Raw genomic sequence first — 13,025 nt, 5'->3', positions numbered from 1 at the left:
CAGGTGGTACTCAGCTTTGCTTTTCCCGGGGCTTCTCTTCGGCCGGGGCCTCAGTTTTCTCAGCCTGCTGGCCTTCCAGCGTGCTCTGATCAGCGGATTTTTCTTCTTCGTCGCTCATGGATTTCTTAAAGCCACGAATCGCGCCGCCCAGATCACTGCCGATGTTGCGCAGTTTCTTGGTTCCGAACAACAGGATGACGATGCCGAGTACGATTAAAAGTTGCCAGATGCTGATACCCATGAGGGTTCCTCGTTCAATTGTTGCTGTTCCATGACATTGTACGCCAACGGCGACCGTTCCCGGAAATCCCCGTTAGGGGTACCTCTTTTACGAGTTCCGCGACGCTTTCTCTTCAAGGCCTGACAGGTCGAAACGACTGGCCAGTTCATCAATCACATCTTTTGGTCCGAGCCCAAGCCGGGAGAGCATCACCATGCTGTGGAACCACAGATCGGCCGTTTCGTACACCACATCCCGGGTGTCCCCGGAGTGTTCAGCGTCTTTGGCGGCCAGCAGTGTTTCGGTGCACTCTTCGCCCACCTTCTCCAGAATCTTGTTCAGCCCCTTGGCGTGCAGGCTGGCCACGTAGGAGGTTTCCGGGTCGGCTTCCTTTCGGGCTTCCAGGACCTGGGCCAGGCGTTCCAGTACATCACTCACGGTGTCTGCTCCTCAATCACTGCCGTAGATGGCGTTCGGGTCTTTCAGCACCGGCTCGGCGCTGACCCATTGGCCGTCTTTCAGGGTCCGGTAAAAACAGCTTCGCCGACCAGTATGGCAGGCAATACCGCCTTTTTGTTCCACTTTCAGCAAAATGACGTCGGCATCGCAGTCGAGCCGGATATCCCGAAGTACCTGCTGGTGCCCGGAGCTTTCGCCCTTACGCCAGAGTTTGCCCCGGGATCGGGACCAGTACACTGCCTGGCCTTCCTCAACGGTCAGCTTCAGCGACTCGGCATTCATCCACGCCATCATCAGGATATCGCCGTTGTCGGCATCCTGAGCGATGGCCGGTACCAGACCGTCTTCTGTCCAGCGAATCTCATTGAGCCAGTCAGGCTGTACGACGTTAGCGGGGGAATCTTGCATTTTTGTGAATCCTGATAAATCCAATCGTTTAACGGCTACCCCGGAGCATGACCGCGCCGGCAAGGGCGAGCAAGGCCCAGCTCCAAAGTGGCGCATTGGCCACCAGCTGCGTGGCCTGCTCCTGAGTGCCCGCCAGGGCTGCGGCGGCGAGTACGGCGGCAATGAATCCCCGGCGCCACCGGCGGTCGCTGCGCTGTTGCTGCTCTTTCATTAACTCAAGCGTAGCGCGATTCTGTTCTTCCGTTGGGCCGCTGCTTCGAAGCTGCAATAGTGCATCATGAACCAGTTGTGGCATCTCCGGCGACTGTTCAAGCCAGGCCGGCAGGTGCGTTTGCAGCGATTTGATCAACCCGGCGGGGCCGATGCGCTGGCGCATCCACTTCTCCAGGAACGGCTGGGCGGTGCTCCACAGGTCCAGGTCCGGGTACAGCTGGCGGCCCAGGCCCTCGACGTTCAGCAGGGTTTTCTGCAGCAGTACCAGCTGCGGCTGCACTTCCATATTGAAACGGCGGGCGGTCTGGAACAACCGCAGAAGGAAGTGGCCGAAGGAGATGTCTTTCAGTGGCCGCTCGAAGATGGGCTCGCACACGGTACGGATGGCCGCCTCGAATTCATTCACCCGGGTGTCCGGCGGCACCCAGCCGGACTGTATGTGCAGCTGGGCCACCTGGCGGTAATCCCGGCGGAAGAACGCGAGCAGGTTCCGGGCCAGATAGCTCTGGTCATCTGGCGCCAGGGTGCCCACAATGCCGAAATCGATGGCGATGTATTTCGGGTCGGCCGGGTTGGAGGCGTCGACAAAGATGTTGCCCGGGTGCATGTCGGCGTGGAAGAAGCTGTCCCGGAACACCTGGGTGAAGAAGATCTCCACGCCTTTTTCGGCCAGCACTTTCATATTGACGCCGGCCGCTTTCAGGCTGTCTACGTCGGCAATGGGGATGCCGTGAATGCGCTCCATCACCAGCACGGATTTGCGGGTGTAGTCCCAGTCGATGAACGGGATGTAGATCAGCGGTGAGTTGTCGAAGTTGCGGCGCAACTGGCTGGCATTGGCGGCTTCGCGCTGCAGGTCCAGCTCATCGTGGATGGTGGCGTCGTAATCGGCCACCACGTCCACCGGGTGCAGGCGTTTGCCTTCAGACCAGTATTTTTCCAGCAGGCCGGCCATCAGGTACATCAGGCCAAGGTCCTGGCGGATCACCTTGTCGATACCCGGCCGCAGCACCTTGACCACCACTCTCTGGCCATTGGGCAGGGTGGCGGCGTGTACCTGGGCCACGGAGGCCGAGGCCATCGGGTCCGGGCTGAACTCGGCGAACAGCTCCGATACCGGTGCACCGAGGGATTTCTCGATAATGCCCCGGGCCTGGTCGCTGGGGAACGGCGGCACCCGATCCTGCAGTTGTTTCAGGGATTCGGCCATGTCGTCGGGCAGCAGGTCCCGCCGGGTGGAGAGAATCTGGCCAAATTTGACGAACACCGGGCCGAGTTCTTCCAGCGCCAGTCGCAGCCGGTCGCCCCGGCTCAGTTTCGGCTGGGGGAACAGGTGCCAGGGCGCCAGCAGGAAGAAGATCTTCAGCGGCGTGGGCAGTTCCGCCAGGGGCAGAAACGTGTCCAGCCGGTAGCGGCAGAATACCCAGGCAATTCGGAACAGGCGTTGCAGGCGGGTCACAAAGTCTCCGTATCGTTGTCGCTACCGGAACTCTCCAGCTGTGTCAGCCGGGCTTCCAGGCGTTCAGTACGCAGGTTGAGCTGGTCAATGTCCTGGAAGGTGGCCTCCAGCTCTCTGCGGCCGGGCAGGGCCCGGCTCTCTTCGTGCAGGTACTCTTCCAGATTGGCGTTCATGGCATTCGCAGCATGCCGGCTCCACTGCACGGCACTGCGGATGCGCTTGCCCAGAAAATGTGCCGGAAGGTCGCCAAGATGTCGGGCCATGGCTGCTTCCCAGTCCGGTTCCAGCTGGTTCAGGGCACGTTGCAGTTGGTGGGCCAGGGCGGTATTGCCCTGCACGCCCAGCCGATTGTCCGCAAACACCTGATCATCGCCGAGGGCGAGGGCAACAAAGGCCATGGGGCGGCCGGTAATGACCAACTCGGGGGCATCGGCGGGCTGACTGCGCACCTGAACCCGTTCGCCCACACGCTCCAGGGTCCAGGTCAACGGGACCGGTGCGCTGATGTTGAATTGTGCCGGCCCGGTCAGGGCGTCCAGCAAGGCCTGCCGGCCCGCTGTGTCCAGCTCCAATGCCCGGTTCAGCGCGATCTCCACAATGGCGCTGGCAGCGGACAAAAGGGTCGGGCCGGGGAACATCAGGGTTTGATTCCTACGTGCAGGGCGACAATGCCGCCGGTCATGTTGTAGTACTTGCAGTTCACCAGACCGGCCTGTTCCATCATACCTTTCAGGGTGTCCTGGTCCGGGTGCATGCGGATGGACTCGGCCAGGTACTTGTAGCTTTCACTGTCGCCGGCAATCAGCTGGCCCATCAACGGCAGGGCGGTAAAGGAATAGGTGTCGTAGGCCTTGCTCAGCAGCGGATTGGTGGGCTTGGAGAATTCCAGAACCATCAGTTTGCCACCGGGCTTCAGTACCCGGGCCATGTCCCGCAGGGCTTGATCCTTGTCGGTGACGTTGCGCAGGCCAAAGGCGATGGACACGGCCTGAAAGCTGTTGTCCGGGAACGGCAGGTGCTCGGCATCGGCCTGCACATACTCGATGTTGCCCGCGTAGCCCCGGTCTGTCAGCCGGCTGCGGCCCACCTGCAGCATGGAGGCATTGATGTCGGCCAGCACCACCTTGCCGGTGGGGCCGACCAGGTCAGAAAATTTCATGGTCAGATCGCCGGTGCCACCGGCAATATCCAGTACCTGATGGCCCTGGCGAACACCGCTGAGCTCAATGGTGAAGCGCTTCCACAGCCGGTGAATGCCCATCGACATCAAATCGTTCATGAGGTCGTATTTGCCGGCCACGCTGTGGAAAACCTCGGCCACCTGGCTGGCTTTCTGGCTCTTGGGTACATTGCGGAACCCGAAGTGGGTTACGTCGTCCTGGCCGTTGCCGGGGGTGCCCGGTGTTTGCTGCTCGCTCATGGGTGTTGGTCCTGTCAGAATCTCAGGTTGGTATTCTAACCTTTGAGGGGTTGGCTACAAGTTTATTGCCGACTTACACTGTAAATCTGTCTCCAAACAACCGAGAAAACTGATCCATGTCTGTCATTGATATTCATCGCGCCCACTCCCTGGACAAAGCCCACGCCCGTGAAGCGGCGGAAACCCTGGCCAAGGACCTGTCGAAGCAGTTCGATGTCAATTACCAGTGGGAGGGCGACCTGCTCACGTTCAAGCGCAGTGGGGTGAAAGGCCACCTGGACCTCTCTGACAGTGATCTGCACATCCGCCTGGAACTGGGGCTGATGCTGCGCCCGTTCAAATCCCGTATCGAACAGGAAATTCACTCGCAACTGGACCAGATTCTCACGGCCTGAGCCTGGTTAAAGGTTGCCCGGTACCGAGAAGGGTTCCGGGTGGCCGGCCAGAATGTTCTCCATCACCTGTCTTTCCCGACCGATCAGCCGTTCAATCAGCACGTCGACATCCTCCATCTTCCGGAATGCGCTGTAGCCCCGGTGCAGGAAACTGTGCAGATCGCCCAGCTCGGCCATTTCCGCCGGCCCCCGGCTCATCGACAGCAGCCAGCCCAGGGTGCGGTTGCGCACGTAGCGGTCCAACTGCTGGCCAGTGTCGGCCACCAGTTCCAGTTGCCGGCTGCGGATGCTCAACTGGCCGCTGGCCCGATAAGCGTCGCAATAGTCGCTGGTGGTGATTGAGGCGGTACTCAGGTTGTGTCGGTCAAACCATTGTGCCAGCTCCAGATCCAGGCTCTGGGTGACCAGATTCAGTTCAACCAGCCCGGCAAAGGTGCCCAAGAGGTGGTCTGGTAGCCACTTCACCATCTTCGGGAAGACCCGGTCGATGTTATCGTCCCGTTGGGTCATGCCGGCAGGGGCGTAAAGGTCTGTCAGCAAGAATTCCAGGCCGGTGTGGTAGCCGGGGTTCTGGTAAAGGTCCTGGTGCGTGGCTTTTAGCCGTTCCGCTTGCCAGTCGGCGATGCGGCGGGTGTCTTCCAGCAAGGGGTGGGTTGACTTGAGCTGGCGAAAGTCGTGGTATTCCAGTAGCAGGCGTTTAAGCCGGTGGGCGTTTTCTGAATTCACGTCCGTTGTGACCAGGCGCTCACGATACATGCAGGGGCTCCAATAAAACCGGCGACAAGAGGCATGGCCTCAGAAAAAGGCGCTCAGTTTAGCGAAGCGGAAACCGGGCTGCACCTGTTCAGGTTCAGCCCTCGGCGGCAACAGGCAGAGTTTCCAGACCGGGCACCCATTCCTTGCTGTCCAGCGTGATGAAGTGGCTGGGGGCTTCGGTTTCGATGATGCGCATGTTGGTCGGGCTGGTACGGGCACTGGCCAGCATGGCATTGCGATCCAGGATGCGATCCGTCGCAGGTATCAGGAACGTGCCATGGCGCACATGCTGGTACACCGAGGTGTCTGTGCGGACCATCCACTCCATGATATTTTCAATGTTGCGTACGATGGTCAGATGATCCTTGGTGGCATAGAACAATTTGTTCAGCAGCTGCCGTTTTCTCGGGTTCATCTTGCCAAAGAATGTCTGGCCATAGGCGGATTGCGGCGCGCTGTTGATCAGACGGATCAGCCAGGGCCACATGCCGTGGCTGACCGGCTCCAGCAGGGTGGTCACCAGGGCGTGCAGTTTGCCCTGGGGCAGCACTGGCGCTTCCAGCACAATTTCGACATCTTCGTACAGCTCTGGCCACTGCTTGATGGCTTCAAGAATCACCGCACCACCCCTGGAGTGGCCGTGGATCCGGATATTGCGGGTGCTGGGCAGGTTTTGCAGTGCCTGATTCAGAACACAGGCATCATACTCAATGGTACCTTCCAGATGCTTGATGGGCACTTCCCAGCCCGGGTTCTCCGGCGTGACACCGTTTACCGGAATATGGTAGTTGCTGCAGGTGAGAAGAATCAGTTCGGTGGTCGGGCCGTCATAGGCCTGGGTGAAGTAACAGTGATTTTCCAGAAAGCCGTGGACGCCGATGACGGTATGTTCCGCAGCGCCGCTATGATTCCGCACCGATACGGCGCCTTTACCAACACGGTAAACCCGGCCTGAGAACATCTCTGAATAGGCGCTCTCGATAGGCTTGATCAGTTTGCGAACATGACTGGCTTTCATGATTCATCTCCCCCGGCATTGCAATGGACTGTTATTGGTTTTGGTTGTGCCGGTCTCTCATTTGTACCGCGTCTGGCTGGGCGAGTTAGTGGCACTACCGCCGGGATTTCCGGAGATCTGTAGCCAATCGCGCAGCATCGTGGTCCTTCTCTATAACCATTGCATCATTACATATAACCAGTATAGAGCCGAAGGGTTACTTGCAGGTAATTTTTTGTAACGCTGTGGGCGATGCACGGTGATGGAGCCCCGTAAAGGACTCTGGCACAATGCGGGATTGGCTTTTTACTTATCGGGCACGTTATTCATCGGGGACTATCAGGTTTGAACCAGGAGCAATCGCATCTCATGCTGCCTTCGGATTCGGCCTGGCTGGCTTTGGAACGGCCGGAAAACCCCATGACCATTACCATTATGCTCCGGGTTGACGGCTTGACGGCCGGCCGGTTCCGGGAATTTCTGGAGGTGTACTGGACCGCCTGGGAGCGTTTTCTCTGCCGCCCGGTCTGGAAGGCGCCGGCCTGGTACTGGCAGAAAGACCCCACTTTTTCCGTTTCCCATCACCTTGATGTGGTGATAGACCGGTTTGATCAGCATCAGTTGCAGGACTGGGTGTCGGCGCGGCTGAACGAGCCGCTGCCGCGGTATCGCCCGGGCTGGAAGTTCTGGCTGGCGCCCAACGCCCAGGGTGGTGCGGCCTTGCTGCTGCGCCTGCATCATTGTTACGCTGACGGGCTGTCCCTGCTGGGCATTTTCTCAACACTATGCCCGCCGTCGCCCCGGCAGTACCCGGCCATCTATGGCGCTGCCGAGTTGCCGCAGCTGGAACGGTGGACAACCTACGCCAGGCAATGGTTGGGAAATATGGCTGCCCAGGCAGGCCAGGTTTCCGGCGCGATACCGGATGATGACCCCACCAAAGGGGCGGGGCACGCCGGGCGGGCACTGGAGGCCAGTGCCCGGGTGGTGCATGAGCTCAGCGAGTTTCTGGCGGAACCGGCCGATACGCCCTCTGAGTTGCGGCGGCCATTGCTGGGCCGGCGTAGCTGTCGGTGGTCTGAACCGTTGGCGCTTGACCGTTTTCGTGCAGTCGCATCGGCCACTCATACTACGATCAACGATGTGTTACTGGCCTGTGTGGCGGCTGCTGTGCGCCCACGGCTGGGGATGTCACCAGAACAGTTGGACGATGCGGTCATGCATGCGGCCGTGCCCGTGGATATCCGGTCCCGGATGCCGGAGGGGGTTCGGCCGGAGGACGGAGAGCCCGGCAACTGCTTTGGCACGGTGTTCGTGCCCATGCCGGTGGATGGAGCCAGTGCCCTGGAGCGGCTGTTCCGCATCAAGCATGAAACCCGCAAGCTCAAGAAGAGCTGGCAGCCGGGGATCGCCTGGGGGCTGACGGCCAGCGCCGCGCTGTTGCCGGAGGTGGGGCGCAAACCACTGGCTGACCTGTTTTTCCGCAAAGCCTCTGCGGTGGTGTCCAATGTACCTGGCACGCCGGAGACCCGTTACCTGGCCGGTTGTGCCATCACCGAACAGATGTTCTGGGTGCCCCAGGCCGGCGATATCGGGTTGGGTGTGAGTATCGTCAGCTACGCCGGTCAGGTGCAGTTTGGTGTGGTGGCAGACGAGGCCGTGCTGGCCAACCCCCATGAGTTTCTTGATGACTGCTTGTCTGAACTGGACCAGTTCCCGGGTGGTCTTCCCACGTAGTCGTACTTCCAAAGTTTCGTTCCAAATGCCTCCCAAATGAGCAGAAAACCTGCTCGCTGGAAGCATTTCCCCCTGTTGTTGCATCACCGACCATGGAAATCAGGCGTCAGACCTCGCCTGGAGCGATCGGATAACCGGTCCTCTTATCCCAGATTTCCAAAAAACAACCGGGGGATGTATGAAAAACAACAACTTCAGAAAGTCAGGGTTGGCCATTGCCATGATGGCGGCCATGGGAGCCAGTGCCGGAGCCAATGCAGCCATTGAACTGTACAACGAGGACGGCACCAGCTTTTCGGTGGATGGCTACTTCAATGCGTTTTACGTGAACCGTGATGACAAAGTTGCTGACGTGCGCAATTCCGACGTCAAGATGGGTTTTTTGCCGAACACCATCGGCTTCAATTTCAGTAAGGAGATGGGCGACCTGACACTGGGTGGCCGTTCATCGTTCTGGAGCACGATCAACGACAGCCTGCAGTCGCCGACCGACACCGCAATCGATGTGCGTCAACTGTATGCAACCGTGGATGGCGCTTTTGGTCAGGTCCTGATTGGTAAAGATTTCGGCCTGTACGCCCGTTCCAATATTTTCCTGGATGAGATCCTGATGGGTTTTGGTTCTCCGGGTGCAGCCACAGGCGTGTCTTTCGGCAATATCCGCACTGGCTACCCTTACCCAAATCCGTCAGCCCAGATCACCTATCGCACACCGGACATGGGCGGCCTGAACGTTGCAGCGGGTATTTTTGAGCCTGCCAACACCACGCCGGGCGCCCAGTCTGAGCAGTCTGCCCCGCGTTTTGAGGCGGAAGTCACCTACAGCGCTGACCTGAACGGCGTGGCCTTGACGGGTTGGGTGAACGGTCGTCATCAGAGCTCCGAAAACGCCACTACCAAGATCGACAGTCGGGGCGTTGGCTATGGTGTGAAAGCGGCTGTGGCCGGTCTGTCCCTGACGGCTTCAGGCTTCACTTCCAAAGGCGATGTGCCGGTTCTGATTACGGATGGGGCTCTGGCCTCTGAAGAAGACGCCGATGGCTACCTGGTTCAGGCTTCCTACACCCTGGGGGCGAACCGCTTTGTGCTGTCTTACGGTGAAACCGATTCCGATCAGGGTAATTTCGAGACCGAGAATACGTCTGTAGCCGTGTTCCACGACGTTAACAGTAACTTCAAGCTGGTGGCCGAATACAACATGTTCGAGCAGGAGACCAAGTCTACCGGTGTCAAAGCCGCAGATGCCAACACTCTGGCCCTGGGTGCCGTTGTAATGTTCTGAGGAGTTTTGCTCCTGTCTATGGCCTTGCAGGTAGCCGGCAGGACGCCGGTGCGCCTGCGATGGCCGTCTCAGACTAAAGTGCCGGTTTGCTCTTGCCAAAACCTGGCTGCGTCACCGGACATTGATTCAAGGGGGATATAATCAATGGCTTACGGAAGATTTGGCGCGCCGACAAAGTGCACTGAAGTCGCATTGGCTGGTGGTTCAGGAGGCGTAGAATCGGTATCAGATTCCCGTATTCCGAGCAGGCAACCGATGAAGCCAGTCAGTCAGTTACCCGCAGTGCGAGTCGCCAGTTCCAGCGTCCGCGAGCCCGAGCTGGCCGCCGCAGAGCTTGCCAGGCAGCTTGTGCACGACAACCTGGGTTGCGTACTGTTCTTCTGCTCTGTTGAGTATGACCTGCAGAAACTGGGTCCCGCTCTGCAAAAAGCCTTCTCTGGTGTGCGTGTCTACGGTTGCACCTCGGCCGGTGAGATTACCGAGCAGGGATACGACCGGGGCTGCATCAGCGCCATCGGGTTTGATGCCCGTTACTTCGCCATCGATTGTGCTTTGATTCGGCAGCTGGATCGATTCACCCTTCAGGACGCCCAGGGCGTCATTGACCAGATGCTGACCACCTGCCGGGATGCCAGCCTGGCGCCGGTCAAGGGCAATACCTTTGCCATTACCTTGCTGGATGGTCTTTCCAGCCGGGAAGAACTGGTACTGGCGACTCTCAATGCGGCTTTAGGCACAATCCCTCAGTTTGGTGGATCTGCGGGGGACGACGAGCGCCTGGCAGATACCCACGTTTATTACGATGGTGAATTTCACTGCGGGGCGGCCACGGTCATGCTGGTCAATACCCCGCTGGATTTCCGGGTGTTCTCGACCCACCACATGGAACCGCTGAATGAAAAACTGGTGGTTACCCGGGCCTGTCCGCAAAGCCGGACTGTATACGAGTTGAACGCGGAGCCGGCAGCTGAGGTCTATGCCCGGGCGGTGGGCGTATCGCTGGATGAACTGGACCGCAAGGTGTTTGCCCTGCGGCCCCTGGGCGTTCGAGTAGGAGGGAACTATTTCGTTCGCTCTATCCAGAGAGTCAATCCTGATCGCAGTCTCACGTTCTATTGCGCAGTGGAGACTGGCATTGTCATGACCGCCATGGCGCCGGGTTCGCTCCTGGACAGTGTACGAACCCAGATTGAAGCCTCCGAGCGGGTGGTCGGCACACCGCTGGTAACACTGGGGTGTGACTGTTTTTTACGCCGGCTCGAAGCCGAGCTGACCGGGCAAAGTGACGCGGTTTCCGAATTCCTCAAAGCGCACCGTGTGGTGGGGTTCAACACCTACGGGGAGCAGTTCAACGGTATGCACATTACTCAGACCTTTACGGGGGTGGTCATTGGCCAGCCTGAGTTCAGTACCTGATATCCCCGAATCTTCCGGCGAGTCTGACAAGGACCAACGCATTGCGGAACTGGAAGCTGAAAACCGGCGCCTGCGTGATATCCGGGACGCGTTGATTGTTCGGGTGGAGTCTGGCTCTGCCCACAAGCCGGAGCCCTACGCGGCGTTCGAGCACTCGGTGATACTGGCCGAGCAGGTCCGTGAGCGCACGGAAGCCCTGAACCTGACCATGGAAGAACTCAAGGCCAGTAACAAAGCCCTGATGCGTGCCCGGGAAGAGGCGGAGACCTCGCGCCAGCGCCTGAACGATGCTATTGAAAGCATTGCTGATGGATTCGTATTGTTCGACCACAACCACTGCCTGATTCAGACCAACAGCCGTTTCCGGAGTTACTGGCGCCATGCCGGTGTGCCGGTGCCGGCAGCGGGCACCCCGATAGACAAGGTGAAATCGAAAGCGCTGAGCTCCGGGCTGGTCGTCGAGGAGCACAGTCACGAGGATGCCGAGGGCACGGTGTTCCTGCTGTCCAACGGCCGCTGGGTGCAGATGACCGAAAGGCCCACGCGGGAAGGCGGGCTTGTGGTGCTGTATTCCGACATCACTGACGTCAAGAACAGCGAAATGGCGCGCCGTATCAAGGCGCTGGAAGAAAGCGAGCGTTGGATTCGCGTGGTGACAGACCATGTGCCGGCATTAATTGCATACGTGGGCGCTGATCTGACCGTGCAGTTCTGCAACAAGGTTTACCAGGCCTGGTATGGCCAGCCCGGGCAGTCGCCCCTGGGTATGCGCCTGGACGAGGTGCACGAGCCTGAATTTTACCAGCGGCTGCTACCCCAGATTCTGGAGGTCATGGACGGCCACAGCGTGACATTCGAGTTTGACGAAACCGGTGTTCGGGGTGAGCAGCGGTACATGCTCAGATCGTATGTGCCCAACGTTGATGACAATGGCGAAGTGGTCGGCTTCTTCGTGCTGATTCGTGATATTACCGATCGCCGAAAAACCGCGCTAGCGTTGGAGCAGGCCTATGACAACCTGGAGAAGCGGGTACGGGAGCGCACAGCGGCACTGACCGGCCTCAACGCCCAGCTTCGTCAGGAGATCTCCGAGCGTGCAGCGGTTGAGGCGCGCCTCAGGGAGGCCAAACTGGAGGCTGAGCGGGCCAATCTGTCGAAAACCAAGTTTCTGGCCGCCGTCAGTCACGATCTGCTGCAACCGCTGAACGCCGCCCGTCTTTTTACCAGTGCGTTGCAGGAGCAGAGCTTCGGCCCCAGGGCCGAGGGCCTGGTGCGCTCGGTCAGCACCTCGCTGGACGACGTAGAGAACCTGCTGGGCACGCTGGTGGACATTTCCAAGCTGGACGCCGGGGTGATCAAACCGGACGTGACCGCCTTTGATCTGCGGGATCTGCTCAACAACATCGCCCGGGAATTCCGACAGATGGCTTTGGCAGAGGGGCTGCGGCTGGATTTCGTGCCGTCTTCGGCGGTGGTGCAGTCTGACTCCCAGCTGTTGGCCAGAATCCTGAGAAACTTCCTGACCAACGCGATCCGTTATACCGGTCAGGGGCGCATCCTGCTCGGTGTTCGCCGCCGGCATGATCACGTGTTGCTGCAGGTTTGGGACACCGGCCCGGGTATTCCCGAAGACAAGCTGACCGAGATCTTCCAGGAATTCAAACGTATTCGCCCGAGTGGCTCTCAGGCCGACAAGGGGCTTGGCCTGGGGCTGGCGATCGTCGACAAGATATCCCGCATGCTTGGGCATGAAGTATCTGTGGCGTCGACTGAGGGCAAAGGCTCGGTGTTCAGCGTGCGGGTGCCTCTGGGGCAGTTGCAGCCCTCGCCGGCGGCGACCACGGACATCCAGAAGGTTGAAGTGGATCACGGCATGTCCGGCGCCAGGGTGTGGGTAATCGACAACGATCTGGCCATCTGTGAGGGGATGAAAACCCTGCTGGAGGGTTGGGATTGCAGGGTGGTGACCGCTGTCTCTCTGCCTGATCTGGACGCCAAAGTGGATATCGCCAGCGCACCGGTGGACCTGATCCTGGCGGATTACCATCTGGATAACGATGAGAACGGTGTGGATGCGGTTGCCCAGATCAATGGCCGGCGCAGTCAGCCGGCGCCGGTATTGATGATCACGGCCAATTACACCAACGAGCTGAAACAGCACATCCGCGAGCTGGGGTATTTGCTGATGAACAAGCCGGTCAAGCCGCTGAAATTACGCAGTGTGCTTTATCACGTTTTCAGCAAACTGCAGAACCAGGTGTGA

13 protein-coding genes are annotated in these 13,025 nt (G+C 59.3%); 5 read left to right on the top strand and 8 right to left on the bottom strand.

Features of this window, described 5'->3' with window-relative positions; translation table 11 throughout:
- Positions 1-10: 10 nt before the first annotated feature.
- The 6 genes from tatA to ubiE form a co-directional block, all read right to left on the bottom strand.
- Entirely contained in the window at positions 11-241 is a 231-nt protein-coding gene (gene tatA, locus J122_RS00730) for a Sec-independent protein translocase subunit TatA (RefSeq protein ID WP_058092479.1), read from the bottom strand.
- 87 nt (positions 242-328) lie between these two features.
- Positions 329-658, bottom strand: a complete 330-nt coding sequence (locus tag J122_RS00725) for a phosphoribosyl-ATP diphosphatase (protein ID WP_061330699.1) — start codon at positions 656-658, stop codon at positions 329-331.
- Positions 659-670: 12 nt separating this feature from the next.
- The gene (gene hisI / locus J122_RS00720) at positions 671-1,087 is read right to left on the bottom strand and encodes a phosphoribosyl-AMP cyclohydrolase (RefSeq protein ID WP_058092481.1); all 417 of its coding nucleotides are present in this window, start codon (positions 1,085-1,087) and stop codon (positions 671-673) included.
- A 28-nt stretch (positions 1,088-1,115) separates the two neighbouring features.
- The gene (gene ubiB, locus J122_RS00715) at positions 1,116-2,759 is read right to left on the bottom strand and encodes a ubiquinone biosynthesis regulatory protein kinase UbiB (RefSeq protein ID WP_061330698.1); all 1,644 of its coding nucleotides are present in this window, start codon (positions 2,757-2,759) and stop codon (positions 1,116-1,118) included.
- Positions 2,756-3,397, bottom strand: a complete 642-nt coding sequence (locus J122_RS00710; RefSeq protein ID WP_061330697.1) for an SCP2 domain-containing protein — start codon at positions 3,395-3,397, stop codon at positions 2,756-2,758. Before J122_RS00710 ends, ubiB begins: the two co-directional genes overlap by 4 nt.
- A complete protein-coding gene (gene ubiE, locus J122_RS00705) occupies positions 3,397-4,179 on the bottom strand; it encodes a bifunctional demethylmenaquinone methyltransferase/2-methoxy-6-polyprenyl-1,4-benzoquinol methylase UbiE (protein WP_061330696.1) in 783 nt (260 codons plus the stop codon). Before ubiE ends, J122_RS00710 begins: the two co-directional genes overlap by 1 nt.
- Positions 4,180-4,295: 116 nt before the next feature.
- On the opposite strand from ubiE, the gene J122_RS00700 reads away from it, so the two are divergent.
- The gene (locus J122_RS00700; protein ID WP_061330695.1) at positions 4,296-4,574 is read left to right on the top strand and encodes a polyhydroxyalkanoic acid system family protein; all 279 of its coding nucleotides are present in this window, start codon (positions 4,296-4,298) and stop codon (positions 4,572-4,574) included.
- 6 nt (positions 4,575-4,580) lie between these two features.
- On the opposite strand, the gene J122_RS00695 is transcribed toward J122_RS00700, so the two are convergent.
- Positions 4,581-5,330, bottom strand: a complete 750-nt coding sequence (locus tag J122_RS00695) for an FFLEELY motif protein (protein WP_061330694.1) — start codon at positions 5,328-5,330, stop codon at positions 4,581-4,583.
- A gap of 94 nt (positions 5,331-5,424) precedes the next feature.
- The gene (locus J122_RS00690; RefSeq protein ID WP_058092487.1) at positions 5,425-6,348 is read right to left on the bottom strand and encodes an alpha/beta hydrolase; all 924 of its coding nucleotides are present in this window, start codon (positions 6,346-6,348) and stop codon (positions 5,425-5,427) included.
- A gap of 348 nt (positions 6,349-6,696) precedes the next feature.
- On the opposite strand from J122_RS00690, the gene J122_RS00685 reads away from it, so the two are divergent.
- From J122_RS00685 to J122_RS00670, 4 genes are all read left to right on the top strand, one after another.
- Positions 6,697-8,064, top strand: a complete 1,368-nt coding sequence (locus tag J122_RS00685; protein WP_061330693.1) for a WS/DGAT domain-containing protein — start codon at positions 6,697-6,699, stop codon at positions 8,062-8,064.
- Between the two features lie 178 nt (positions 8,065-8,242).
- The gene (locus tag J122_RS00680; protein ID WP_061330692.1) at positions 8,243-9,346 is read left to right on the top strand and encodes a porin; all 1,104 of its coding nucleotides are present in this window, start codon (positions 8,243-8,245) and stop codon (positions 9,344-9,346) included.
- Positions 9,347-9,601: 255 nt separating this feature from the next.
- Positions 9,602-10,762, top strand: coding sequence for a nitric oxide-sensing protein NosP (gene nosP, locus J122_RS00675; protein ID WP_061330691.1), 1,161 nt, complete (start codon positions 9,602-9,604; stop codon positions 10,760-10,762).
- A complete protein-coding gene (locus J122_RS00670) occupies positions 10,746-13,025 on the top strand; it encodes a NahK/ErcS family hybrid sensor histidine kinase/response regulator (RefSeq protein WP_227510055.1) in 2,280 nt (759 codons plus the stop codon). The genes nosP and J122_RS00670 overlap by 17 nt, the downstream gene beginning before the upstream one ends.

Origin of the sequence: Marinobacter excellens LAMA 842, assembly GCF_001574445.1 — a bacterium.
GTDB classification, from domain to species: domain Bacteria; phylum Pseudomonadota; class Gammaproteobacteria; order Pseudomonadales; family Oleiphilaceae; genus Marinobacter; species Marinobacter shengliensis.
Note: the sequence above shows the minus strand (reverse complement) of the source record. Positions and strands in the feature narration are given on the sequence as shown.

What these genes read in the sequence shown, in the direction of transcription:
- tatA (WP_058092479.1), bottom strand. Translation starts at nt 241, where the DNA reads ATGGGTATCAGCATCTGGCAACTTTTAATCGTACTCGGCATCGTCATC.
- J122_RS00700 (WP_061330695.1), top strand. Translation starts at nt 4,296, where the DNA reads ATGTCTGTCATTGATATTCATCGCGCCCACTCCCTGGACAAAGCCCAC.
- ubiE (WP_061330696.1), bottom strand. Translation starts at nt 4,179, where the DNA reads ATGAGCGAGCAGCAAACACCGGGCACCCCCGGCAACGGCCAGGACGAC.
- hisI (WP_058092481.1), bottom strand. Translation starts at nt 1,087, where the DNA reads ATGCAAGATTCCCCCGCTAACGTCGTACAGCCTGACTGGCTCAATGAG.
- J122_RS00680 (WP_061330692.1), top strand. Translation starts at nt 8,243, where the DNA reads ATGAAAAACAACAACTTCAGAAAGTCAGGGTTGGCCATTGCCATGATG.
- J122_RS00690 (WP_058092487.1), bottom strand. Translation starts at nt 6,348, where the DNA reads ATGAAAGCCAGTCATGTTCGCAAACTGATCAAGCCTATCGAGAGCGCC.
- J122_RS00695 (WP_061330694.1), bottom strand. Translation starts at nt 5,330, where the DNA reads ATGTATCGTGAGCGCCTGGTCACAACGGACGTGAATTCAGAAAACGCC.
- J122_RS00685 (WP_061330693.1), top strand. Translation starts at nt 6,697, where the DNA reads ATGCTGCCTTCGGATTCGGCCTGGCTGGCTTTGGAACGGCCGGAAAAC.
- nosP (WP_061330691.1), top strand. Translation starts at nt 9,602, where the DNA reads ATGAAGCCAGTCAGTCAGTTACCCGCAGTGCGAGTCGCCAGTTCCAGC.
- J122_RS00710 (WP_061330697.1), bottom strand. Translation starts at nt 3,397, where the DNA reads ATGTTCCCCGGCCCGACCCTTTTGTCCGCTGCCAGCGCCATTGTGGAG.